General features: G+C 37.4%; 32 protein-coding genes. 4 read left to right on the plus strand and 28 right to left on the minus strand.

All coding sequences use genetic code 11. The features are described from left to right. Positions 1 to 9: 9 nt before the first annotated feature. From rplF to rpsL, 20 genes are all read right to left on the minus strand, one after another. Positions 10 to 552, minus strand: a complete 543-nt coding sequence (rplF, locus tag FBT53_RS10880) for a 50S ribosomal protein L6 (RefSeq protein ID WP_136951216.1) — start codon at positions 550 to 552, stop codon at positions 10 to 12. A 22-nt stretch (positions 553 to 574) separates the two neighbouring features. Next, complete coding sequence (gene rpsH / locus FBT53_RS10885; RefSeq protein ID WP_136951217.1) at positions 575 to 973, minus strand: 30S ribosomal protein S8; 399 nt, start codon at positions 971 to 973, stop codon at positions 575 to 577. Positions 974 to 994: 21 nt separating this feature from the next. Then, positions 995 to 1264: a 30S ribosomal protein S14 gene (gene rpsN / locus FBT53_RS10890; RefSeq protein WP_136951218.1), complete on the minus strand. Its 270-nt coding sequence runs from the start codon at positions 1262 to 1264 to the stop codon at positions 995 to 997. Position 1265: 1 nt separating this feature from the next. After that, positions 1266 to 1817 (minus strand): 50S ribosomal protein L5, encoded by a 552-nt coding sequence (gene rplE / locus FBT53_RS10895; RefSeq protein ID WP_136951219.1) that lies wholly within the window; start codon positions 1815 to 1817, stop codon positions 1266 to 1268. A gap of 2 nt (positions 1818 to 1819) precedes the next feature. After that, complete coding sequence (gene rplX / locus FBT53_RS10900) at positions 1820 to 2125, minus strand: 50S ribosomal protein L24 (protein WP_136951220.1); 306 nt, start codon at positions 2123 to 2125, stop codon at positions 1820 to 1822. Between the two features lie 11 nt (positions 2126 to 2136). Continuing rightward, on the minus strand, positions 2137 to 2505 hold the full coding sequence (gene rplN, locus FBT53_RS10905) for a 50S ribosomal protein L14 (RefSeq protein ID WP_136951221.1): 369 nt from the start codon (positions 2503 to 2505) through the stop codon (positions 2137 to 2139). 2 nt (positions 2506 to 2507) lie between these two features. Continuing rightward, on the minus strand, positions 2508 to 2771 hold the full coding sequence (gene rpsQ, locus FBT53_RS10910) for a 30S ribosomal protein S17 (protein WP_136951222.1): 264 nt from the start codon (positions 2769 to 2771) through the stop codon (positions 2508 to 2510). A gap of 13 nt (positions 2772 to 2784) precedes the next feature. Further along, complete coding sequence (gene rpmC / locus FBT53_RS10915; protein ID WP_136951223.1) at positions 2785 to 2976, minus strand: 50S ribosomal protein L29; 192 nt, start codon at positions 2974 to 2976, stop codon at positions 2785 to 2787. Positions 2977 to 2987: 11 nt separating this feature from the next. Further along, on the minus strand, positions 2988 to 3407 hold the full coding sequence (rplP, locus tag FBT53_RS10920) for a 50S ribosomal protein L16 (protein WP_136951224.1): 420 nt from the start codon (positions 3405 to 3407) through the stop codon (positions 2988 to 2990). A 20-nt stretch (positions 3408 to 3427) separates the two neighbouring features. Then, the gene (rpsC, locus tag FBT53_RS10925) at positions 3428 to 4147 is read right to left on the minus strand and encodes a 30S ribosomal protein S3 (protein WP_136951225.1); all 720 of its coding nucleotides are present in this window, start codon (positions 4145 to 4147) and stop codon (positions 3428 to 3430) included. Positions 4148 to 4151: 4 nt separating this feature from the next. Then, on the minus strand, positions 4152 to 4571 hold the full coding sequence (rplV, locus tag FBT53_RS10930; RefSeq protein ID WP_136951226.1) for a 50S ribosomal protein L22: 420 nt from the start codon (positions 4569 to 4571) through the stop codon (positions 4152 to 4154). Positions 4572 to 4577: 6 nt separating this feature from the next. Continuing rightward, positions 4578 to 4856: a 30S ribosomal protein S19 gene (gene rpsS, locus FBT53_RS10935; protein ID WP_136951227.1), complete on the minus strand. Its 279-nt coding sequence runs from the start codon at positions 4854 to 4856 to the stop codon at positions 4578 to 4580. 10 nt (positions 4857 to 4866) lie between these two features. After that, entirely contained in the window at positions 4867 to 5691 is an 825-nt protein-coding gene (gene rplB, locus FBT53_RS10940; RefSeq protein ID WP_136951228.1) for a 50S ribosomal protein L2, read from the minus strand. Between the two features lie 9 nt (positions 5692 to 5700). After that, positions 5701 to 5991, minus strand: a complete 291-nt coding sequence (gene rplW, locus FBT53_RS10945; protein ID WP_136951229.1) for a 50S ribosomal protein L23 — start codon at positions 5989 to 5991, stop codon at positions 5701 to 5703. 7 nt (positions 5992 to 5998) lie between these two features. Further along, positions 5999 to 6628, minus strand: coding sequence for a 50S ribosomal protein L4 (gene rplD, locus FBT53_RS10950; RefSeq protein ID WP_136951230.1), 630 nt, complete (start codon positions 6626 to 6628; stop codon positions 5999 to 6001). A 4-nt stretch (positions 6629 to 6632) separates the two neighbouring features. After that, the gene (gene rplC, locus FBT53_RS10955) at positions 6633 to 7250 is read right to left on the minus strand and encodes a 50S ribosomal protein L3 (protein WP_136951231.1); all 618 of its coding nucleotides are present in this window, start codon (positions 7248 to 7250) and stop codon (positions 6633 to 6635) included. Positions 7251 to 7417: 167 nt separating this feature from the next. Beyond that, on the minus strand, positions 7418 to 7723 hold the full coding sequence (gene rpsJ, locus FBT53_RS10960; protein WP_010519396.1) for a 30S ribosomal protein S10: 306 nt from the start codon (positions 7721 to 7723) through the stop codon (positions 7418 to 7420). Between the two features lie 11 nt (positions 7724 to 7734). Beyond that, a complete protein-coding gene (gene fusA, locus FBT53_RS10965; protein ID WP_136951232.1) occupies positions 7735 to 9861 on the minus strand; it encodes an elongation factor G in 2127 nt (708 codons plus the stop codon). Positions 9862 to 9869: 8 nt separating this feature from the next. Beyond that, positions 9870 to 10346: a 30S ribosomal protein S7 gene (gene rpsG, locus FBT53_RS10970; protein ID WP_136951233.1), complete on the minus strand. Its 477-nt coding sequence runs from the start codon at positions 10344 to 10346 to the stop codon at positions 9870 to 9872. Positions 10347 to 10365: 19 nt separating this feature from the next. Then, positions 10366 to 10740: a 30S ribosomal protein S12 gene (rpsL, locus tag FBT53_RS10975; protein ID WP_136951234.1), complete on the minus strand. Its 375-nt coding sequence runs from the start codon at positions 10738 to 10740 to the stop codon at positions 10366 to 10368. 469 nt (positions 10741 to 11209) lie between these two features. Between rpsL and FBT53_RS10980 the strand changes: the two genes are divergently transcribed. From FBT53_RS10980 to rlmB, 3 genes are all read left to right on the plus strand, one after another. Beyond that, entirely contained in the window at positions 11210 to 14401 is a 3192-nt protein-coding gene (locus tag FBT53_RS10980; protein ID WP_240729819.1) for a SusC/RagA family TonB-linked outer membrane protein, read from the plus strand. 1 nt (position 14402) lies between these two features. Beyond that, the gene (locus FBT53_RS10985; protein WP_136951236.1) at positions 14403 to 15746 is read left to right on the plus strand and encodes a SusD/RagB family nutrient-binding outer membrane lipoprotein; all 1344 of its coding nucleotides are present in this window, start codon (positions 14403 to 14405) and stop codon (positions 15744 to 15746) included. Between the two features lie 86 nt (positions 15747 to 15832). After that, on the plus strand, positions 15833 to 16570 hold the full coding sequence (gene rlmB / locus FBT53_RS10990) for a 23S rRNA (guanosine(2251)-2'-O)-methyltransferase RlmB (RefSeq protein WP_136951237.1): 738 nt from the start codon (positions 15833 to 15835) through the stop codon (positions 16568 to 16570). On the opposite strand, the gene FBT53_RS10995 is transcribed toward rlmB, so the two are convergent. Beyond that, on the minus strand, positions 16567 to 17298 hold the full coding sequence (locus FBT53_RS10995; RefSeq protein WP_136951238.1) for a rhomboid family intramembrane serine protease: 732 nt from the start codon (positions 17296 to 17298) through the stop codon (positions 16567 to 16569). The two genes, rlmB and FBT53_RS10995, sit on opposite strands and share 4 nt — an antisense overlap. Positions 17299 to 17377: 79 nt before the next feature. On the opposite strand from FBT53_RS10995, the gene FBT53_RS11000 reads away from it, so the two are divergent. Continuing rightward, positions 17378 to 18658 (plus strand): replication-associated recombination protein A, encoded by a 1281-nt coding sequence (locus FBT53_RS11000; protein ID WP_136951239.1) that lies wholly within the window; start codon positions 17378 to 17380, stop codon positions 18656 to 18658. Here the strand turns inward: FBT53_RS11000 and FBT53_RS11005 are convergent. The 7 genes from FBT53_RS11005 to radC all read right to left on the minus strand — a co-directional run bounded on the left by FBT53_RS11005 (position 18655) and on the right by radC (position 24915). After that, positions 18655 to 19497 carry a hypothetical protein gene (locus FBT53_RS11005; protein ID WP_136951240.1) on the minus strand — a complete coding sequence of 281 codons (843 nt, stop codon included), beginning with the start codon at positions 19495 to 19497 and terminating at the stop codon, positions 18655 to 18657. The two genes, FBT53_RS11000 and FBT53_RS11005, sit on opposite strands and share 4 nt — an antisense overlap. Positions 19498 to 19508: 11 nt before the next feature. Next, positions 19509 to 20984 (minus strand): DUF5723 family protein, encoded by a 1476-nt coding sequence (locus FBT53_RS11010; RefSeq protein ID WP_136951241.1) that lies wholly within the window; start codon positions 20982 to 20984, stop codon positions 19509 to 19511. Further along, positions 20981 to 21517: a hypothetical protein gene (locus tag FBT53_RS11015; protein WP_136951242.1), complete on the minus strand. Its 537-nt coding sequence runs from the start codon at positions 21515 to 21517 to the stop codon at positions 20981 to 20983. Before FBT53_RS11015 ends, FBT53_RS11010 begins: the two co-directional genes overlap by 4 nt. 58 nt (positions 21518 to 21575) lie before the next feature. Next, positions 21576 to 22265 (minus strand): YjjG family noncanonical pyrimidine nucleotidase, encoded by a 690-nt coding sequence (locus tag FBT53_RS11020; RefSeq protein ID WP_136951243.1) that lies wholly within the window; start codon positions 22263 to 22265, stop codon positions 21576 to 21578. After that, positions 22258 to 23508, minus strand: coding sequence for a polysaccharide deacetylase family protein (locus FBT53_RS11025; RefSeq protein WP_370323917.1), 1251 nt, complete (start codon positions 23506 to 23508; stop codon positions 22258 to 22260). The genes FBT53_RS11020 and FBT53_RS11025 overlap by 8 nt, the downstream gene beginning before the upstream one ends. 114 nt (positions 23509 to 23622) lie before the next feature. Then, positions 23623 to 24165 carry an isochorismatase family protein gene (locus FBT53_RS11030; protein WP_136951245.1) on the minus strand — a complete coding sequence of 181 codons (543 nt, stop codon included), beginning with the start codon at positions 24163 to 24165 and terminating at the stop codon, positions 23623 to 23625. Positions 24166 to 24216: 51 nt separating this feature from the next. Next, entirely contained in the window at positions 24217 to 24915 is a 699-nt protein-coding gene (radC, locus tag FBT53_RS11035; protein WP_136951246.1) for a DNA repair protein RadC, read from the minus strand. Positions 24916 to 24937 lie beyond the last annotated feature (22 nt).

Consider the following 24937-nt stretch of genomic DNA (forward strand, 5'->3'; position numbering starts at 1 on the left):
ACCTTGTTATTAAGCTGATTTACCTGCTTTTCTTCTAATAATCTCTCCAACAAACTTGATACCTTTTCCTTTGTAAGGCTCAGGTTTTCTAAAAGATCTAATCTTAGCCGCAACCGCTCCAACCAGTTGTTTGTCATGAGATGTCAACTTCACGATTGGGTTTTTACCCTTTTCAGAAACGGTTTCTATCTTTACCTCTGGAGCTATATCCATTATGATGTTGTGAGAAAATCCTAAAGCCAAATCTAGTTTTTGACCTTGATTACTTGCTCTGTAACCTACACCTACCAACTCTAGTTCTTTGGTCCATCCTTTAGAAACACCTTCCACCATATTGTTGATTAATGCTCTATACAAACCATGCTTAGCTTTTAAGTCTTTAGAATCAGATGGCCTCTCTACAACCACATTACCTTCCTCTACTTTTACTTCTACACCAGCAAAGTCTTGGCTCAATTCTCCAAGCTTACCTTTTACAGTAACTACGTTGTCCTTAACTTCAACGGTAACACCTTCTGGAATCGCTACTGGACTATTACCTATTCTTGACATCTCTCTAGTTCTTTTTTACTTTTTAGTATACGTAACACAATACCTCTCCTCCAACATTCTCTTGCTTAGCTTGCTTGCTAGTCATCACCCCATGAGAAGTAGATACAATTGCAATACCTAACCCATTTAATACCCTAGGCAGTTCATCTGCACTAGCATATTTCCTAAGACCAGGCTTACTTACTCTCTGTAATTTTTTAATTATTGGCTCTTTGCTCAATTTATTATACTTTAAAGCTATTTTAATGTTTCCCTGTACGGAATCATCTTCAAATTTATAGCTTAAAATATACCCTTGATCAAAAAGAATTTTGGTCATCTCCTTTTTCAAGTTGGAAGCAGGAATGTTCACAACCCTATGACCCGCTCTACTAGCGTTTCTTATTCTTGTTAAATAATCTGAAATTGGATCTGTTAACATTTTTCTGTCTATTTATCTAAATTACCAACTTGCTTTCTTAACTCCAGGAATCAAACCTTTGTTTGCCATTTCCCTAAACATAACCCTAGAAATTCCAAAAGTACGCATATACCCTCTTGGCCTACCAGTTAACTTACATCTATTTCGCATTCTTACTGGAGATGCATTTTTAGGAAGTTTCTGCAACGCCTCATAGTCACCAGCTTCCTTAAGCGCCTTTCTCTTTTCTGCGTATTTAGCTACAGTTTTTGCCCTTTTTCTTTCACGGGCTTTCATTGATTCTTTGGCCATCTTAATTCTTTTTAAAAGGTAATCCTAGTTGGGTCAACAATGATTTTGCTTCTTTATCAGTTTCAGCAGAAGTAACAAAGGTAATATCCATACCATTAATTCTGTTGATTCTGTCTATATTAATCTCTGGAAAGATGATTTGCTCAGTAACCCCCAAGTTATAATTTCCACGACCATCAAAACCAGTAGCCTTAACACCTTGAAAATCTCTAACCCTAGGTAATGCCGAAGTAATCAACCTATCCAAAAATTCGTACATACGTTCTCCTCTTAAGGTTACCTTAGCACCAATTGGCATTCCCTTTCGCAATTTGAAAGTAGCAACATCTTTCTTTGACATTGTAGCAACAGCTTTCTGCCCAGTGATATTACTCAATTCTTCTACAGCGTGATCTATCAATTTCTTGTCAGCTACAGCAGCACCAACCCCTCTACTAACCACAATTTTGTTTAGCTTAGGAACTTGCATTACATTTTTGTAACCGAATTCTTCAGTAAGCGCCTTAATTACACGCTCCTTGTATTCTTGTTTTAGTCTTGGAATATAACTCATGACTAGATAATTTCTCCTGTTTTTTTGGACACCCTTACCTTTTTGCCATCTCTAACCTCAAAACCAACTCTAACGGATTTACCGTTTTCAATTAGTGCTAAATTAGAAATATGGATAGGCGCTTCTTTTTCTACGATACCACCCTGTGGGTTTTGCGCACTAGGCTTTTCATGCTTTTTGACCACATTTACACCTTCAACGATTGCCTTGTTTTTCTCAAGGTCTACGCGCAAAACTTTTCCTTCAGAACCCTTGTGGTCACCAGCGACAACTGTTACCGTATCTCCTGTTTTAATCTTTAATTTCATCGTCTTAACTTTTAAAGTACCTCAGGGGCCAATGAAACAATCTTCATATACTGCTTATCTCTAAGTTCTCTAGCCACAGGACCAAAAACCCTAGTACCTCTCATCTCCCCTGCAGGGTTCAATAAAACGCAAGCATTGTCATCAAACCTAATGTAAGAACCATCCGGTCTTCTAACCTCTTTTTTAGATCGTACTACAACAGCAGTAGACACAGAACCTTTTTTTACCGTACCATTAGGCGTAGCCTCTTTTACAGTAACAACGATCTTATCTCCTAAAGATGCATATCTTCTTTTTGTTCCTCCAAGTACACGGATGGTAAGCACTTCTTTAGCACCAGTATTGTCCGCAACTTTTAATCTTGATTCTTGTTGTACCATGATTACTTAGCTCTTTCTAGGATTTCTACTAACCTCCAGCATTTTGTTTTACTTAGAGGCCTTGTTTCCATAATTCTTACCGTGTCGCCTTCATTACAGTCATTCTTCTCATCATGGGCAACATATTTCTTGGTCTTCAAAACGAACTTACCATACATAGGATGCTTCACTCGTTTTACTTCAGAAACAACAATGGACTTCTCCATTTTGTTACTGGTAACAACCCCGATTCTTTCTTTTCTTAAATTTCTTGTATTTTCTTCCATAAGGCCGAATCTGTTATTGTAGTTCCCTTTTAGTTAACTCAGTTGCCAACCTTGCGACAATTCTTCTTGCTTTTCTAATCTGCATTGGATTTTCTAATGGGGTAACCGAGTGCGCCATTTTTAAATCCGCATATTCTTTCTTCAATTCAGCCAACTTTTGCTGAATCTCCTCTACCGATAATTCTTTAATCTCTGTTTGTTTCATCTCAGATCAGTTTATCCAGCGTAATCTCTGGCTACTACGAATTTTGTTTTTACCGGCAACTTTTGGGCAGCTAAACGCAAAGCTTCCTTTGCAATATCGTGTGGCACGCCAGCAACCTCAAACATGATTCTACCTGGTTTTACAACTGCCACCCAATATTCGGGTGCACCCTTACCCTTACCCATACGCACCTCTAAAGGTTTTTTGGTAATAGGTTTGTCCGGGAATATTTTAATCCACAACTGCCCCTGCCTTTTCATATATCTAGTAGCGGCGATACGCGCAGCTTCTATTTGGCGAGAAGTAATAAAATGAGAATCCAAAGATTTGATACCAAACATACCATTAGACAACTGATGTCCTCTCTGGGAGTTCCCTTTCATTCTTCCCTTCTGGGCTTTACGAAATTTTGTTCTTTTAGGCTGTAACATCTTACCTGCTCTTTACTCTGTTATTTTCTACGACGTTGTCTTTTACCACCGTCTTGTTTTCCTCCTCCTTTGGAATTTCCTTTAGAAAGACCTACAAGTGGCGATAATTCTCTCTTACCATATACCTCTCCCTTCATAATCCATACCTTAATACCCAATCTACCATAAGTAGTGTGAGCCTCTTCTAAAGCATAGTCTACATCTGCTCTAAAGGTAGACAACGGAATTCTTCCATCCTTGTAAGTTTCTGAACGCGCCATTTCTGCCCCATTTAACCTACCAGAAATCTGAACTTTAATTCCTTCCGCATTCATTCTAATAGCAGCCGCTATAGCCATTTTAATAGCTCTACGGTAAGAAATTCTATTTTCTATTTGCCTTGCAATACTAGCAGCAACAAGGTTAGCATCCAACTCAGGTCTTTTAATTTCGTGAATGTTGATTTGAACCTCTTTACCAGTAATTTTTTTCAACTCTTCCTTCAATCTATCAACCTCTTGCCCACCTTTACCAATAATGATACCAGGTCTTGCTGTTGTAATTGTAACTGTAATTAATTTTAGCGTACGCTCTATAATTACTCTAGAAACACTAGCCTTAGCTAAACGAGCATTGATATAACGTCTGATTTTATCATCTTCCGCCAACTTATCTCCATAATCATTTCCTCCATACCAATTGGACTCCCATCCTCTGATGATTCCTAAACGATTTCCTATCGGATTAGTCTTTTGTCCCATATTCTTATGCCGTTGTTTCTGAAGTTATTGTATTCTTAGCACCCAAAACCAAAGTTACGTGGTTAGAACGCTTTCTAATCCTATGAGCTCTACCTTGCGGAGCTGGACGCAAACGCTTCAACATAGTACCGCCATCCACACGAATTTCCTTAACAATTAAATCCGCATCTTCAATACTAGCATCTTCATTTTTAGCCTCCCAGTTAGCAATAGCAGAAAGCAAAAGTTTCTCTAATCTTCTAGAAGCTTCTTTTTGGTTGAATCTCAAAATAGCTAAAGCCATTTCTACTTTCTTACCACGAACTAAATCAGCTACTAATCTCATTTTTCTAGGCGAAGTAGGACAGTTATTAAGCTTAGCAAACGCCATGCTTTTTTTCTCTTCCTTAATTCTTTCCGCCATTTGTCTCTTACGAACTCCCATAGCTTATTACTTTTTTCCTTTATTTTTAGCTCCAGCGTGTCCACGGAATGAACGCGTTGGTGAAAATTCGCCTAACTTGTGACCCACCATATTTTCCGTAACATAAACAGGAACGAATTGTTTTCCGTTATGTACTGCTATAGTCTGACCAACAAAATCAGGAGTTATCATTGAAGCTCTAGACCAAGTTTTAATTACAGTCTTCTTACCAGACTCAACATTTGCCTGAACCTTCTTTTCTAAACTAAAATGAACGTATGGTCCTTTTTTTAATGAACGTGCCATTTGTTATCTTTTATTTCTTTCTACGTTCTACAATATATCTGTTGCTATCCTTAGTTAAAGAACGAGTTCTATAACCTTTAGCTGGGATACCATTCTTAGATCTTGGGTGACCACCAGAAGCTCTACCTTCACCACCACCCATTGGGTGATCTACAGGGTTCATAGCAACCGGTCTTGTTCTTGGTCTTCTACCTAACCATCTACTTCTACCTGCCTTACCAGACACTAGCAATTGATGGTCAGAATTAGATACTGCACCAATAGTAGCCATGCAAGTCGCTAAAATTAAACGGGTCTCACCAGAAGGCAACTTGATTGTCACAAACTTACCGTCTTTCGCCATTAATTGTGCAAAAGTACCAGCACTTCTTGCCATCACCGCACCTTGACCAGGACGCAACTCAATACAAGAAATAATTGTTCCTAAAGGGATTTGCGACAGAAATAAAGCATTACCTATCTCTGGAGCAGCAGCATCACCAGAAACTATCTTCTGACCTACCTGCATACCATTTTGAGCAATAACATACCTTTTTTCACCATCAGCATACTGCACTAATGCAATAAAAGCTGTTCTATTTGGATCATACTGTATAGAAACAATTTCCGCTTCTACACCATGTCTCTCTCTTTTGAAATCGATTACACGATATCTTCTTTTATGACCACCACCTCTGTGACGCATGGTCATTTTTCCTTGACTGTTTCTACCTCCAGACTTTTTTAACGGAGCAAGTAAACTTTTCTCCGGCTTATCAGTAGTTATCGCGTCAAATCCGTTAACTACTCTAAAACGCTGTCCAGGAGTGATGGGTTTTAATTTTCTAACTGACATTACCCTGTTTTATAGATTACTATAGAAATCAATAATATCTCCTTCCGCAACATCAACAACCGCCTTCTTTCTCAAGTTGGTCTTACCATGTTGAATTCCAGTTTTTGTATACCTAGTCTTGCGGTTAGGACCATAATTCATTGTCCTTACTTTTTCAACAGAAACACCATAAGTTGCTTCTACAGCTTCCTTAATCTGCAACTTATTTGCAGTTGGATTCACGTAAAAACCATAGCGATTAAACAACTCGCTCTCCGCAGTCATCTTTTCTGTTATGATTGGCTTTATCAACACACTCATCTTGTTCCTATTTACTTAAATTCTCTTGAATTCCTTCTAACGCACCTTCTAAAACCACAATGCTATTTGCATTTAAAATTTTATAGGTATTTAATTCTGATGTTGTAACTACATCAGAACGCTTTAAATTACGAGAGGATAGATACAAATTACTATTAGCATCACCTAACACAACCAAAGACTTTTTATCCTGAATACCTAAAGAAGAAAGAAAAGCTTTAAAGTCTTTAGTTTTTGGGGTTTCAAAATTGAAATCCTCCACAACAACCAAAGCACTTTCTTTAGATTTAATACTTAAAGCCGACTTTCTAGCTAAACGCTTTAGAGACTTATTAAGCTTTTGACCATACAATCTTGGCCTAGGACCAAAAATTCTACCACCACCTCTAAAAACGGGAGATTTTATACTACCCGCACGAGCAGTACCAGTACCTTTTTGCTTTTTAAGCTTCCTAGTACTTCCAGCAATTTCTGCTCTCTCTTTCGCCTTATGCGTACCTTGACGTTGATGCGCCAAATACTGTTTAACATCCAAATAAATGGCATGTTCGTTAGGCTCTATTCCAAAAACATCATCGGAAAGTTCAACCTTCCTACCTGTGTCTTTACCTTTACTATCTAATACAGCTACCTTCATCCCCTTATTTTTCAATGGTTACGTAAGCATTTTTATGACCAGGAATTGCACCTTTAATAACAATTAAGTTTTTTTCTGGCACAACTTTTAACACTCTAAGGTTTTGAACAGTAACTCTGTCACCACCCATACGACCTGCCATCCTAAGACCTTTCACAACCTTAGAAGGAGTAGACGCAGCACCAATAGAACCTGGAGCTCTTAAACGGTTATGCTGACCATGAGTAGCTTGACCTACACCACCGAAACCATGCCTTTTAACAACACCCTGAAATCCTTTACCTTTAGATGTACCAACAACATCCACGAATTCTCCCTCCGCGAACAAGTCTACACCTACAGTATCACCTAATTTAAATTCCCCTTCAAAATCACGGAACTCGACAACTTTTCTCTTAGGCGATGCGCCGGCCTTTTTAAAATGACCTTGTTCAGCTTTGCTGGTACGCTTTTCTGCCTTGTCATCGAAACCTAATTGAAGAGCACTATACCCATCAACCTCTTCGGTTCTGACTTGGGTAACGACACAAGGTCCAGCTTGAATAACGGTACATGGAATGTTCTTCCCATTCTCGTCAAAAATGCTGGTCATGCCGATTTTCTTTCCTATTAACCCAGACATATTTATAATTTATTAATAATTCACTTTTAAATTCACACCGATATTTATCGGCAAAAAAATTGGGTCAAAAGAAAGTATCCTGTGACCCAGTTTATTTCTTTTTACCCGTTTTTCCTTCGCACAAAGCTCAGGACATGTAACACCTTTATCTTAAAAGGCGTGCAAAGTTACACTTTTATTTCGACTTCTACACCACTTGGAAGCTCTAATTTCATTAAAGCATCAATTGTTTTTGAAGAAGAACTATAAATATCAAGCAATCTCTTGTAAGAACTAAGCTCAAATTGCTCTCTAGACTTCTTATTAACGTGAGGCGAACGAAGCACCGTAAAAATCTTTTTATTTGTTGGCAACGGTATTGGACCAGTAACTACCGCACCTGTTGTCTTTACAGTTTTCACAATCTTTTCAGCAGACTTGTCCACCAAATTGTGATCGTAAGACTTTAATTTAATTCTAATCTTTTGACTCATCTTCTGAAAAATTAAGCAGTTACACCTTTAGCGGCTTTAATTACCTCTTCTGCAATATTAGATGGAGTTTCTGCGTAGTGAGAGAATTCCATTGTCGAAGTTGCACGACCTGAGGACAACGTTCTTAAGGAAGTTACATATCCAAACATTTCTGATAATGGAACATCTGCCTTAATTACCTTGGAGCCTGAACGATCAGACATGTTGTTCACCTGCCCCCTTCTTCTGTTCAAATCCCCAACAATATCACCCATGTTTTCTTCTGGAGTTAAAACTTCCAGCTTCATAATTGGCTCCATTAATACCGCCTTCGCTTTCTTAGCAGCAACTTTGTAACCTAACTTAGCCGCCAATTCGAAAGATAAAGAGTCAGAATCCACAGGGTGAAAAGAACCATCCTTAAGAGTAACCTTCATACTATCCATCTCAAATCCAGCCAAAGGACCATTTTTCATAGCCTCTTTAAAACCTTTCTCAACAGACGGAATATATTCTCTTGGTATATTACCACCCTTAATTTCGTTTACAAACTCAAGACCAGCTTTACCGTCTTCAGAAGGCTCCATAACGAATACGATATCCGCAAATTTACCACGACCACCAGTTTGCTTCTTATAAGTCTCTCTGTGATCAGCAACAGCCGTAAGCGCTTCTTTATACTCAACCTGAGGTTGACCCTGATTCACCTCTACCTTAAATTCTCTTCTTAAACGATCCACAATAATATCCAAGTGAAGCTCACCCATACCGGAAATAATTGTCTGCCCAGATGCTTCATCTGTTTTCACCTGAAAAGTAGGGTCCTCTTCAGCCAATTTAGCTAAAGCCATACCCAATTTATCTACATCAGCCTTAGTTTTAGGCTCTACAGCGATACCAATTACCGGATCAGGAAACTCCATGCTTTCCAATACAATAGGATGTTTTTCATCAGATAAAGTATCCCCAGTCTTGATATCTTTAAACCCTACAGCGGCACCAATATCCCCAGCTGAAATACGCTCTATAGCATTTTGCTTATTAGAGTGCATCTGATAAATCCTAGATATACGCTCCTTATTACCAGAACGGTTATTTAATACATAAGAACCAGCTTCAAGAGTACCAGAATAAGCTCTAAAGAATGCTAAACGCCCCACGAATGGATCCGTAGCAATTTTAAAGGCAAGAGCAGCAAATGGCTCTTTCGGATCCGGCTTTCTTGCAACCTCTGCACCTGTATCTGGATTCTCACCAACAATAGCTTCCTTATCTAATGGAGAAGGAAGATATCTACAAACAGCATCCAATAAGAACTGAACACCTTTATTCTTAAATGCAGAACCACATATCATTGGTATGATACTCATATCCATTACCGCAGCACGTAACGCAGCATGAATCTCATCTTCAGTTATTGAATTTTCATCTTCAAAGAACTTCTCCATTAAGTTCTCATCATATTCCGCAACAGCCTCAATTAGCATAGCTCTATACTCACTAACTTCAGCTTTCATATCTTCAGGAATATCGATTACATCAAAAGTAGACCCAAAGTTATCATCATGCCACACAATAGCACGATTCTTAACCAAATCTACAATCCCCCTAAAATCAGCTTCTTCACCAATTGGCAATACAATAGGAACGGCATTAGACTTCAACATATCCTTAACCTGCTTACACACGTTTAGGAAATTAGAACCCTGTCTATCCATCTTATTTACAAAGCCCATACGCGGAACTTTATAATTATCCGCCAATCTCCAGTTAGTCTCTGATTGTGGCTCAACACCATCAACAGCACTAAAAAGGAAAACTAATCCATCTAAAACACGTAATGAACGATTTACCTCTACCGTAAAATCAACGTGCCCAGGAGTATCAATTATATTAAAGTGATAACCTTTAGCATCAGCCGTAGGCTTACCTTGCTCTGTAGGAAATTGCCATGTACAAGTGGTAGCTGCAGAAGTAATCGTGATACCACGCTCTTGCTCTTGCTCCATCCAGTCCATTGTTGCAGCACCATCATGAACTTCCCCTATTTTGTGGCTCACACCAGTGTAAAATAAGATACGCTCAGTAGTTGTGGTCTTACCCGCATCAATATGCGCTGCAATTCCAATATTTCTTGTAAGTTTTAAATCTCTAGCCATTAGTCAAATTAAAATCTGAAGTGTGAAAATGCTTTATTGGCTTCTGCCATTTTATGTGTATCAACTCTTTTCTTCACCGCAGCACCTTCTTCCTTTGCAGCCGCTAGAATTTCAGAAGCCAATTTCAAAGCCATTGACTTTTCATTACGCTTTCTTGCATAACTTATCAACCACTTCATAGCCGTAGAAATTTTACGGTCTGGCCTAATTTGCATTGGAATTTGAAAAGTTGCACCACCAACACGCCTACTTCTAACCTCAACGTGCGGCATCACATTAGATAATGCATCTTTCCACAACTCTAAGGCTGTTTTTTCCTCATCAGTTTTCTTTTGATTAACTATATCAATAGCATCGTAAAAAACCTTGAATGCAACGGATTTCTTTCCGTCCCACATCATCATATTAACAAAACGTGTCACCAATTGATCATTAAATCTAGGATCTGGTAACAACGGTCTCTTTTTTGCCTGTCTTTTTCTCATCGCTTCTTAATAAAGTTGATTACTTCTTAGGGCGTTTAGCACCGTACTTAGACCTTCTTTGTGTTCTACCAGCTACACCAGCAGTATCCAAAGCACCACGTACAATGTGATACCTTACTCCAGGTAAATCTTTTACCCTTCCACCTCTTACCAATACTATCGAGTGCTCTTGGAGGTTATGCCCTTCTCCCGGGATGTATGCGTTCACCTCTTTACCGTTAGTCAACCTAACCCTTGCAACTTTACGCATTGCAGAGTTTGGTTTTTTAGGCGTAGTAGTATATACACGCGTACAAACACCCCTTCTTTGTGGGCAAGAATCCAAAGCAGCCGATTTGCTCTTCTTGGCAATTGTGCTCCTTCCTTTTCTTACTAATTGTGAAATTGTTGGCATTAAATTACTATATTTAAATACTTATAACCCTCTTTTTGAGGGCTGCAAATGTAGTAATATTTCTAAACTATTCAAATACAGTAGCCAATATTTTATTTTTACCCAAATTTTTAGAACACAAAATAGACAAGCAAAACACGAAAACACCAATCCCTACCCCTCCCATATTGAATAACGGTAGTTTTCAATAATTTCATTTCAAGAAGAATTCAACTATTTAGTTTTTATTAACACCACACAATACATCATAAAAGACAGCCTCTTTTATGAAATCTCTATTTTAATGGTTAAATATTAATTATTTACCAATTACTCCAATCCCAAATTTTAAAAATTTAATATTTCTAAATATTCTTAAAATTTAATGAATATAGCTTGGATTATTAACATGAATTTAGGACTTTAGTCCCCAGCTAATTCAAATAATTTTAAAATGAAAACAAAATTAAGTGGAATTTTAACGCTACTCATGGCGTTAATTGTGCACATTTCGTTTGCACAAGAAAAGACGATTTCAGGTACGGTTACTGATGCCGATGGTCTTCCATTACCCGGAGTTAATGTCCTAGTAGAGGGTACTTCTAATGGAACCCAGTCTGACTTTGATGGAAAATACACCATCAATGCCAGTACTGGCCAAACATTATTGTTTACTTACATTGGACAGAAAAATGTACGAAAAGCTGTTGGAGCAGGAAATACCATTGATGTCCAGATGGTAGAAGATGCTCAGGCTTTAGAAGAAGTAGTTGTTACTGCCTTGGGTTTTGAAAAAAAGAAGGATGACGACATATCTTCATCTACTATTATCAAAACTGACAAAATTTCTAGATCTGGTGAACCAAACTTAGTACAAGGTCTTGCAGGAAAAACTTCAGGTGTTAACATAACACAGAACTCTGGAGACCCTGGTGCAGGGGCATACATTCAAATTAGGGGGCAAAACACAATTTTAGGAAATAGCTCCCCATTGATTATTGTAGATGGAGTACCAGTCTCCAATAGTGCTTTCGGAGCTGGCACCGCTGGTGTTGTACAACAATCAAGACTTAACGACATACCAGCTAGCGATATTGAAAGTGTTACGGTCTTAAAGGGTGCTGCAGCTGCAGCAGTTTGGGGTACAGGTGCAGCAAATGGTGTAGTAGTCATTAAAACAAAAAAAGGCAGCGGAATTGGCAAAATGTCTATAGATGTTACTAGTAGCTTAAGTGTTGATGAAGTTAATAGAGAACACGAAAAGCAAGGCATCTATGGACAGGGAGCAGGCGGCTCATGGAGCTCAAATGCCAATGGTCTATCTTGGGGTGATAAAATAGCTGATAGAACTGGTGGAAGTGATGTCTTTGATACATCTGGAGCTTACTTTGTTGGAAACCAAACAGGAAATACTTATTATCCAGTTACTACGAAAAATAGCCAAGAAGTTTTCAACGCTGTCAACAGAGACCAAATATTTAGAACTGGTGTAACCCAAAATTATTCGGCAGGTATTAGCTTTGCTGAATCTAATTCCAACACCTATTTAGGTTTAGCAAGAGTTGACCAAAAAGGTATTATTAATGGTCAGTCTGATTATGAGAGAAATACTGTTCGTCTTAACCATTTTAGAATGATGAGCGATAAATTTTCGATTAGATTCAATACTTCTTATGCCCACTCAAATTCTAACAGAATACAAACAGGTTCAAATTTAAATGGTTTATACTTAGGATATTTAAGAACATCTCCGGATTTTGACAACACCGATTACGAGGGCACTTATTTTGCATCAGCTAACGATCCTGTTGGCGCATCCAATAGTCATAGATCTTATAGAGCAAGACATCTAGGAGAGGCTTCCGCCATATATAATAATCCAGGATGGACTATTAATAATATATCCAATCCAAATACTGTAAATCGTTTTACCTTAGCGCCTGAATTGAATTATAATTTTAATGAAAGCTTAGGACTTACCGTTAGATATGGATTAGATTTCTATTTAGATAAGAGAAACACATATTTCCCTGTTAATTCTGCTGGGGATTTTTCTCAAGGTGCTTACTTTAGAGATGACTATTCCGAAAAAATCGAAAATTTAAATATTTTCTTTAACGGGAATTTTGAACTAAGCGAAACGTCCAATATTAATTGGATTCTTGGTTACATGTTAGAATCTACACGTTATAGTAGATTTAGTTCATCAACGAACATTTTCCTTAACCCTGATCCGGTTAGACAGCTAATGAACAATGCTACCAACGAAAACATATTAGCTTCAGAATTCAATAGTTTGAACAGAAAAAATGGTGCTTATTATTCTTTTAACCTTGGGTATGGAGGTCTATTATTTGAAACAACAGGTAGGATGGAAAGAGCCACAACAGTGGAAGATTTGAACTTCTTCCCCTCTGTATCTTTAGGTTACGACCTGACGGAAAATTTAATAGATTCTGATTTTTTATCATTTGCAAAAGTTAGAGCCTCTTACGGTCAAATTGGAATCGAACCACAGTTATATCTTGCAAGAGACGTATTCTTCTCTTCCACAGCAGGAGCAGAGGGCTGGGGAGATTACTTAGACGGAGCAAATTACGGAGGAACTGTTAGAAGAGGTGCTGTAAGAGGTAATCCAGACCTAACAATCGAAAAAATCAAAGAATTTGAGGTAGGAGCTGACTTTAGATTTCTTGAAGACAGACTTAGTCTAGGACTAACCTATTATGATAGATTAACAACTGATGCAATATTAGAATTAGAATTACCTGCATCTACCGGTTATTCTTCTACGTATGAAAATGCAGCTGAAATTTCTAACAAAGGAGTTGAAGTAGATTTTAGTTACTCTATTTTAAGAAATGAAAATTGGAAACTGGACTTATTTGGTAACTGGACTACTTATAAGAATATAGTGGAAAAACTACCAAATGTATCTAGATATATTCTAAATGGATTTACATCTACATCTTCAGCGGTTGTAGAAGGGGAACCTTTTGGAGCTATCTACGGTGGACGTTATTTAAGAGACGACAATGGCACAATCCAGTTAGATGCGGACGGATTTCCTTTGATTGATGCCGAGCAAGGTGTCATTGGAGATCCTAATCCCGACTGGAGAGGTGGTTTGGGAATGTCTTTAGACCATAAAGGATTTAAGTTCTCATTCTTATTTGAAACAAGTCAGGGTAACGATATGTGGGGAGGAACCAATGGAGTATTACATTATTTTGGAATACACCCAAATACAGCAGTTGAATCTGTTGCTGAAGTAGATTTACCAAGATATTCAGGTGGATTTGGAGGAGTAATTCCAGCTGGAACAACTTTTAGAGGATCGGTTGCTGACTTTGGAGGCGGACCTGTGGCATTAGAAGAAGGATGGTATAGAACCAATGGAGGTGGATTTGGAGACCTCGATGAACAATTTGTTCAAGACGCTTCATGGACAAAATTGAGAGAGGTAAGTCTATCCTATTCTTTCCCGGAAAAAATGCTTGACAAGACTTTCTTAAAAAATTTGGAGGTAGGAATTGCCGGAAGAAATTTATTGTTAATTACTGATTTTGAAGGTGTAGATCCTGAGGTTAATCTAACAGGTGCCTCAAAGGGTAGAGGTTTGGATTACTTTACAAACCCCGCAACAAGAAGTATTATTTTAAATGTAAAACTTGGACTTTAAGATGAAAACGAAATTTTTATACATCATTACGGTATTTCTAATGCTTTCATCATGTGAAAGCGTAGTAGAAGATTTGAATGAAGATCCTAATAACTTCAATGACACTAGTTTGTCCCTAATTTTAAACCATGCAATTTTAAATGTTGTAAGCGTTGCTGAATCTGACATGGCCAGATATGCAACCATTTTTACCGATCAGTTTATGGGGGTAGACCGTCAATATGGAACTTTGAATGGATACAGTGTAACACAGTCCAATTTTGATGAGCATTGGGAGGATTTATACCAACGTGGTATTACCCAAGCGCAAATAGCTAAACAAAAAGCAATAGAGGCAAACAATACTGCTGCCGAAGGACAGGCTTTAATTCTTGAAGGTTATTATTTTGCAGAAGCTGCACTTCTATTTGGTGACGTACCATTTTCTGAGGTTAACAACCCTGAAATTGCTGACCCGGTTTATGAAAGTCAGACAACAGTTTTAAACGGTGCTATTAACCTAATCCAAGAAGGAATATCAAAAGCCAGTAGTATATCTGCTGCTAATAATGTATTCTCAACAAATTCATCTTGGGGTCAAATTGGAAATGCGTTATTAGCGAGATATTATCTTGCACAAAAAGAGTACGGTCTTGCAAATCAAGCCGCTAAAGATGCAAACTTTTCTTCCAACAGCGATGATTGGTCCATCAATCATTCTCCAGCAAATTTTGGAGAAAATCTATTTTGGCAATTTGAAGTTGAACAACGAGGTGACTATTTAAAAGTAGCTGCCCCTGGTGAAGATGATAATCCACCAAATTTTTCTTATATGCTTGAATTATTAGATGTTAACCATCCAAATTACAAAGGAAATTCGAAAACAACTGAAGCTGCTAGATATAGCTATTACGCAGATGGTGAAAGTATTAATACTACTGATGGATTTGCGGCACAAACTGCATCCTTTCCCGTTGTTTCTTTCGAAGAAATGCAATTGATAATAGCGGAAACTGAGATATTGGCCAATTCTGATAATGGGGCTGCTATCGATGCCTTGAACCTTGTACGTGCAAACAACGTAACAAAATACCCAGGAAGTCAATATGATCCTTACGTTGAAAGTGACTTTACAGATACAGAAGATTTGCACATTGAAATTTTAAAAGAAAAATTTTGTTCTGTAATTGGAGTTCCAACTTTCCATGACACAAATAGAACGCAAAACCTGATAGGTACAACCATTAAGAACAGTACTCAAACTACAATTCCGCAGCGATTTTTATATCCATTAACGGAATCTTCTTCAAATGCCAATGCACCTGAAGTAATAGGTTTATACGTTCCTACGGCCGTTAACAACTAGTCGGACCTTATTATTATATAAAACCGCCTTTAACAAGGCGGTTTTTTTATTTCTCATTACAAACAATCTTCCACTATCTTTGCCCCATGAGCAAAGACCACATCATCTACGGAATTAGGGCCATTATAGAAGCTATAGAAGCAGAACAAAGCATCAATAAAGTTTTACTCCAGAAAGGATTAAAAGGTGAGTTGTTTTCTGAATTGGAGTCTTTAATACGTAAAAAGGGTGTAAGCGCTTCTTACGTACCTTGGGAAAAACTTAATAGAATTACCCAAAATAACCATCAAGGCGCCATTGCGCAGATTTCTCCTGTAGATTTTCAAGACTTTAATACGCTTATTGAAGCTATTTTAGAAAAGAAAGAAAAGCCCCTATTACTGCTTTTAGACCAACTTACTGATGTTCGAAACTTTGGCGCTATTATACGTACTGCAGAATGTGTTGGCGTTGATGCAATCATCGTTCCTAAAAGTGGCTCTGCTCCTATAACTAGCGACACCATTAAAACAAGCGCCGGCGCTGCTTTTAATGTCCCTATTAGTAAAGTTGACCATCTAAAAGATGCCATATACTACTTACAAGGCTCAGGATTTAAACTAGTAGCTGCTACAGAAAAAACAGAGGATTCAATTTATGATGTAGATTTTATAGAGGCTACCGCTATAATTATGGGTGCAGAAGACAAAGGTATATCTGATTCTATCTTAAAACTTGCCGACCAGAAGGCAAAACTCCCTTTGATGGGGCAAATAGAATCGTTGAACGTTTCTGTTGCTTGCGGGGTATTCTTATATGAAGCTCTTAGACAACGTTTAGCTTAGTCTGCTTCTTTTTTATTGGGTTTGTATTCGTAATTTATGGATATTTCACTAAGTGGTTCCTCTGGTAATTTTTCTATAAAATTACCATCAGCATCAAAATGTTGTAGAAATTCATCCTCTTCTTCATTGTAGTCTTCTTTTTCCCAGTCGTACTTCTTTTTTTCAGGTAAACGCATCGTAACCAATTTTGCCAAGACCAAACCAGAAAGAAAACCAGAGAGGTGGCCTTCCCAAGATATCCCCTCTTCTACAGGAAATATATACCACAGCATACTACCATAAATAAAGACAACCGTTAAAGAAAGTGCAACTAGACGATAATACTTTTGAAATACACCTTTAAAAAAGATAAAACTTGCCAACATATATATAAGTCCACTTGCCCCAATATGATAACTAGGTCTACCCAAAAGCCATGTCAAAATACCCGTAACAAGCCATCCAATGAATAAAACATGCCACGCTTTTTCTTTGTAGAAGTAGAATAAAGCTAAAGAAAGAATAAACAAGGGTAAGCTATTGTTAAACAAATGCTCCACAGAACCATGAATAAATGGACTACAAAAAATACCCCCTAAGCCTTCTAGCGTTCTTGGGTATACACCTAAAAAATTTAAATTAACTCCCCATTTGATTTCTACCCAGAATACAACCCAAGCAGAAAACACCATTAAAAACGGTGGTAACAATTGTTCTATGGAAAATTTAAAATAGTTTTCTTCCTGCATACACTTCAACCCTTAAAAGTATACCAAAATCTATAATGAAGATAAATTGTCATCCTTTTAAAAGTTCTAATTTTGTACAATGAGTGAACCTTTAGCAGAACGAATTAGGCCAAAAACACTTGATGCTTATATTAGCCAAAAGCATTTAGTAGGAGAAAAAACAGGCTCTCTTTATCAGCAAATTAAAAGTGGCAATATCCCTTCTTTAATCCTTTGGGGGCCTCCTGGCACAGGTAAAACAACTTTGGCCAATATAATTGCTACAGAAAGCAAACGCCCTTTTTACACCCTTAGCGCCATTAGTAGTGGGGTAAAAGAGGTTAGAGAAGTTATTGAAAAGGCAAAACAAAGTGGTGGACTGTTCACAACAAAAAATCCTATTCTATTTATAGATGAAATTCATAGATTTAGTAAATCGCAACAAGATTCTTTACTTGGAGCTGTAGAAAAAGGATGGGTTACTTTGGTTGGCGCTACGACAGAAAATCCAAGCTTTGAAGTTATTCCTGCCTTGCTGTCTAGATGTCAGGTTTATATTCTAAATCCTTTTGATAAAAAGGATTTAGAGGCATTACTCCACAGAGCACTTAAAGAAGATACCGTTTTAAATAATAAGGAAATAGAACTCAAAGAAACAGAAGCGTTATTAAAATTATCTGGAGGTGATGGCAGAAAATTGTTGAATATTTTTGAACTCATCATCAATTCGGAGGCAAGCAACAAACTTACTATCACCAATGAACTAGTATTAAGCAAGGTGCAAAAAAACACGGTCCTCTATGATAAAACAGGAGAACAACATTATGATATAATTTCTGCCTTTATAAAGTCTGTAAGGGGTAGCGACCCAAATGGCGCTGTATATTGGTTGGCGCGAATGATAGAAGGTGGCGAAGACGTAAAATTTATTGCCAGACGTATGCTTATTCTTGCCTCTGAGGATATTGGCAATGCAAACCCTACAGCATTGGTACTTGCCAACGCTACTTTCCAAGCTGTAACTGCCATAGGTTATCCTGAAGCTCGTATAGTGTTAGGACAATGCGCAACCTATTTAGCCAGCTCTCCTAAAAGCAATGCAAGTTATATGGCCATTGGCAAAGCACAGCAAACGGTAAAACAAACTGGAGATTTATCCATACCCTTACACCTAAGAAATGCGCCAACAAAATTAATGAAAGATTTAGGCTATGGTAAAGATTATGCTTATAGCCATGATTATCAAGACAATTTTGTGAATCAAGAATTTTTACCAGACGAATTATCTGGAACTACTTTTTACAAGCCTGGCAATAATGCCAGAGAGAATGCTTTCCGTGACTTTTTAAAAAAACGCTGGAAAGATAAGTACGATTTTTAGAATTTAATATTTAATGGTTGAGGCCCTGCTTGGCCACCATCAAATTCTATAAACCATGTATTATCTTTTTTGTAAACCACTCCATTTTTACCCTCTTTTTCAACAATAAAAACATCTGGAGCTGCGGTCGACTTTAAAAAGTAAATAACCTGTGGTGTACTATCTACCAATTGGTAGCCGCCTTGCTTTGGCTGTGCGTACAACACATCTCCCACCTCTTTTAAAATAGGTGCAGAAGTTGAACCTACCGCAGTAGTTGCAGTTTGCTCAATTCTTTCTATCGCTGCTTCTGTCGCAACGGGAGTTTTAATAGTTTTAGCAGAATTATCAGCTAGGGTAATAACAGGTTCTTCTTGCACTTGCGTGGTAGTCGTTGTTGCACTTACACTAGGTGTAGAAGCAATTGTTCCCTTATCACCATTATAATTGTAAGGTATGCCTCTTAGCCCCTCTAAAGCTCTAGAAATTGCTTCTTTATAAGCTTCTTTAAATTCTTTTATCTTGCTTTTTCCTTCTAGACTAGTATATACTTCTACTCCATTACAATCTTTAAAAACCAGATTTAATTTTGTAGTGAACATAGATGAGCTGTCATCAATATCTGTGGTTACCCCAAGGCATCGATTCATTTTTAATTCTGGAGGCAATGCATCATCATACACAACGGTATACCCAAATTCCGAAAGATTATGTTTTATAAGTGTACTGGTTAAATACTGATTTTCTTGTTTAAAAGCTTCGAACTTTTTAGGTACGATAATATATTTATAATCATTGAATTGTGCGTAAAACATGCTGCTTGTTAACATTGCCACAAGCATTAAGATAGATTTTTTCATACTACATAGAATCAATTACTGTTCCAAGATAAAATATTAAATCCAAATTGAAAAGAAGCATAATGACTATCTGCGATATTACTATACGCTAAAAGGTTATCCCCTAAGACATAGAAGTTAACAGGACCTGCTTGGAAGTTTAACCCTAGACCTATATTAGACAAAGAATATTTATCTACCGTGTAGGTAGTTTTTAGGGCTAAGAAGTTCCCTAGTCTACGTTGATAAAAAGCTGTTAATGCTGCTTGTGAACCTTTAGGTCTGTTAATTACAAATAATTGCCCTCCTACGGCATTTTTATAGTCACCAACTTGTTGGTCGTTAGCGGAACCTCCTCCTACGTTGTATGCACAACCACAATTATCTCTTCTGGTACGCCCGCCTCCGGTACTTTGCTCACCAAAATTATATCTAAAAGAAGAATATAATTTAATTGGTCTTAAAGATAACCAGCTAGCTTGATTGGTACTGTAATCTACCTGTTCTTCTAAATCGTCTATTAATTCTTGCCAAAGTTGGTCATTAAAATTAGCTAAGTCATCTGGTAAGCGTATCTCTAAACCTTCGTTAGACGCGCTACCTACCACCTGATAATTTTTAACGGCATTGCTATGATACACAAAACCTAAGTCTAATAAGCTAGCTGTAAAATAACTGTTAGCTCCTAGGCTCTTGGTAAAACCTAAATCTACTCCTATCCCTAGATTACCGCCAAAAAGGGACCTAGAAACAAACCTATTCATTAAATCTACTTGGGTAGTCCCTGTATCTTCATCAATGATATCTAAAAACTCTTGCAATCCAGAGGTTTTTAGCTCTACATTGGCAACCACAGAATTTCTTAGAATATTGTCTTGTCCTTGGGTTGTTTCAAAATAACCTGTATTCCCTTTAGATTTAAATTCTAATACACTTGAGTATAATTTTGCTCTTGCACCAACGGTCCAATCTTGGTCTAATTGCTTATTAACGCCAAAATGTAATACATTAACTACTTCACCTTGGGTAGTTAAATCGCTAAAATTGAACTGTCTATTGAGGTTATTCGCATTACCCTCAAAAGCCAAAATGGCTAAATCTTTAGGCCAAAATTGCGATAAATAGCCTTCGCCATACATTCCGAAGGAATAATAGATATCCGGATTATTTCTACTGCGAAAACCCGCATTAAATAGTTCTAACTGGCCACTTAAACTAAACTCATCTCTTTCTGTCATAGAGTTTATAACGCGTTCTCTAACTTTGGCTGTAAAATCTATCCCATCATTAGCAAACAAATCGTTCACGGTAACCCCACTAGAACCGGCTTGTAAATTAAATGCCGATAAAACAGGCACGCCCACATGCCATTTAAAGGAGGGCTTAGTTCCTGGATTCAACAGTAAAGACTGCGGAATCTCGTTAAAATCATAAAGCAACTGCTTGTTCTGAGCGCTTATGGATATAAGTCCAAATGCTACAAAAAGTAATACTAGTAACTTTCTCATTCCACACTAAGGCTAAGAGCTGCACTAGATTTAAAAATTACCTTAGGGTCTGTTCCAGAGACCCCCGTAGTAGAATCTCCTTGGTTTTCCCCATTAATCCGTATGCTTTTTGTGTTTCTTAAAATATCTAAGCTTTTGCCACTAGGACCATAATTAACAATAGTCTCTAAAGTTGTTGTTGGGTGCGGTTCTAAAGAAAATGGTTGACTATCTAAAGGGTTACCAGCTTCGTCTAAAAACTCCACTATTATACGTAATGCTTTATTTGTAGTATTTTCTAGTTGATAGGTAAGTTCTGCTTCTACCACATTGTCTTGTATAAAAGACTCATTAAAAGCTTCAAAAGTAAATTCTTGAGAATAAAATGGTCCTACACCCGCTAAATCAATGGTATCTTCATTAGACTCAAAATAAAAAATACTGGAAGCTATGGTGGGTTCTAAAACCAAATCATCTATTTGGTCAAAATCTTGCTCCTCTGAACAAGAGCATAGCAAGAATAAAACTAAAAGTGAAGCAAATATCCTTTTCATGTATACAACTATAGTTTTTTAAGCAACAATTATCGTGCCTACTTACCCTACTATAACTCTATAAATAAGTTTTTATTTCTTCTAGTTTGTAAATGATATCACAAATCTGATGCTCCTCTTCGCCATTGCTGTTAAAATGTAGGGTATGGAATCCTAAATCTTTGGCGCCCAGAATGTCCGCCTCTAGATTATCCCCAATCATTAAAGCGTTTGCTGGAGCAACCTTAGCCATATCTAAAGCCATTTTAAAAATTTTTGGATTAGGCTTTTTAACACCTGCCATTTCTGAATTAACTACCACATCAAAAAAATCTTGAATATTAGCATTTCGTAATTTCTTAGCTTGAACCTGTCCAAACCCGTTAGTGATAATATGCAACTTGTAATTAGGTTTTAAATAGTCTAAAACTTCTTGCACTCCTGGAAAGGTGTGGTTAAAAGAGGATAAATGTTCTATGTAGCCTTCGGAAAGTAAATCTATTTCTTTGTCTGTAGCATTATATCCTACAGCATCAAAAGTTTTCTTTAAGCGTTGGTAACGTAATTCTTCTTTAGCTACTTTTTCTTCTCTAAATAGCTTCCACATTTCAAAATTTATAGGCACATAGGCCTGTAGAAATACGGTTAAGTCTACTGGTATATTATGCTCCTTAAATATATGTTGAAATGTAAGTTCGGAGTTCTTTTCAAAATCCCACAGGGTATGGTCTAAATCAAAAAAAACATCGGTAACAATGCCTTTAAACATAATAGCGTTTTAATATATTCTGATACAAGCGCAACCAAGGTACACGTTGTCTTTCTCCAAACAATTCATTAGAAAATACCACAGTAAAATTACCCCTTACTTGTTTTACTTGTTGGTACATTTGGTCTAAGCGTTGTATTACTTCATCTTGTTTTTTGTATTTACGTAAAGCATAGTCCGATACCGCAAAAGGATGCACTTTAATGGGTTGTTGTACTTCTAAATTAATATCATAAAAATGGAATGGTGTGCATGTTCCGGCTCTAAAACCAAGGTGATGGGTATACCCCATAGAGAAATCATCTGTAAACTCTGCTTCTATTAATTCTCTGTAGGTATGTGGCACCAGCACCCTATTATAGCGCATTCTGGCATATTTTATAGGGCGATGTATAAGTTGACTTAATCTTGCTTTCTCTTCTTTTAACACCTTCAACTCTGCGCCAGCTGCCATAGAAGCACTTAAAGAAACCACACTGTAATCCGCAACCGATTTAATTAAGTATCTAAACTTACTACGATGAATGGAAATATTCTTATCGTGCTCAGAATATTCCGCAAACTGAAAAAAGAACATGGTTTTTATGCCCTTGACCTCTTTATGAATCTCCATAAGACGGTCAAAATTATCATAGGGGTCTTTTTTAGGGTTGATCCAAACCGCCATACGTTTTCCTAATCTACGCAATTGAAATTTAGATAAATCTTTGACCATACCACCAATGCTTCTTCCCAATCCACGCATAGCATAAATATGAGAAGTGGTTACATTAATAATACTCGTAAAAGCGTAGATTCTTTGTTTATTCTCTAGTTCTGGAAACTTTTCTTTGAGAACAGCTAAAAACCGAAATGCCCAAATATCTACAACTGGTTTATCTAAAAATTGATGTTGAAATGCGATACTGGTTTCTGGTGGAAAACGCCCCAACGAATCCTTAACATGGGGTAAATACTCTTCGTATCTACTCAACAAATAAAAACTAGCAGAGAAAATATCAAAAGGTAAACCGCTCTTTTCTCCCGATTCAAAAAAACAGGGAACCCCTTCCCAATCCTGCACCTTTATTTCAATATCGTTAATCCCTTGCTCAAACAATAAGTCATTGCTGCGTATAAAAAGTTCATTCTGTAAGGGCTGCTTAGTGTAAGTGATTTTAGGCTCTTTATGCTTTATAAAGTCTTCTACCTTAGTGGTAAAACCAACTTCCAAACCCAAGATTCTACCCAAAACCTGATTCATGGTATAGGTAAACCGTTTGGTTATTTTATGGGTATAAATCAATAGCATAGAGTGCTAAGGTACATTAAAGATTATTGAGAAAGAAGATTAGCCTTTCTAGAAAATAATACGCGCCTACTCGGCTGTTAGTTCCGCTACCGTTTTTACCACTACGCTACCCTTGGTAGGTATCATGTCTTGCCACACCCAATTATAATGTGCTACTACTTGCTCCGCAGTAAGGTTTGGCCTATTGCCCGTAGTGTGCCCATCTGCCACGGCCACTACGTTAAAATCTTTAATTAAAGTAGATTGTAACGTAGAAGCTACACAAAAATCTGTTGCACAGCCGGTTATACACACTTCTTTTACACCCTTTTCTTTAAGAAGAGATTCTAAAGCGGTATTGTAAAATGCATCGTTAGCTGTTTTGTCTAAAAAAATATCGGTTGGTTTGGTTTGTAAGGCATCTAAATTCTCCCACGAATTAGAATTTTTTTCATAAGCACCACCTAACCCACCATCATGCTGAATTATGATTACTAGATTTTCTTCTTCTCTAAACTTAGCAGCTAAGGTGTTTATTCTTTTTACCACGCCAGCTTCATCTAAACGGGGTGTTTCTACCGTAAAAGATGCCTTTTGCATGTCTATCACTAAAAGTGCTTTTTTAGGCATTGGTCAGTTATTTCTAGATTAATTACAAAGGTAGCAAAGTCATGGTAGGTATTACAACACCCCTTCGTCTGCAAAACTAAAATAAGCGGTTTGAGTTATGATTAAATGATCCAATACTTTTATGTCTAACACCTCGGCAGCCGATTTTAATTTTTGGGTAATTTGCTTATCTGCAGTGCTGGCTTTTAATGTGCCCGAGGGATGATTGTGCGCTAGAATAAGACCCACTGCACCTTGCTCCAAGGCATTTTTCATGACCAACCGTACATCTACCAAGGTTCCAGTAATGCCGCCTTTACTTAACTGCTCTTTAAACAATACTTTATTACTGTTGTTTAGGTAAATAATCCAAAACTCTTCATGAGGTAAATCGCCCAGCAATGGTTGCAACAATTCAAACACATCTTTACTACAGGTAATTTTGGTAATTTTTGCTGCTGCTTCTCCCCTACGTCTACGCCCTATTTCCAAAGCTGCAGCAATACTAATGGCCTTAGCTTCGCCAATCCCTTTAAATTGCATCAGTTGTTTTATGCTGAGTTTTCCCAGTTCGTTTAGATTGTTATCCGCAACCGCTAAAATACGTTTAGACAATTCTACGGCAGACTCTTCCCTACTCCCAGAACCAATAAGTATGGCTATCAGTTCTGCGTCTGAGAGTGCTGTTCTTCCTTTAGCTATTAATTTTTCTCTAGGCTTATCATCGTCTGACCAGTGTTTTATGGAAAACGATTGTGCTTTTTCTTGCATGGGCTAAATATAACCGAAATTT

The organism is Flavobacterium sp. ASW18X (assembly GCF_005144745.1).
Lineage (GTDB): Bacteria > Bacteroidota > Bacteroidia > Flavobacteriales > Flavobacteriaceae > Croceivirga.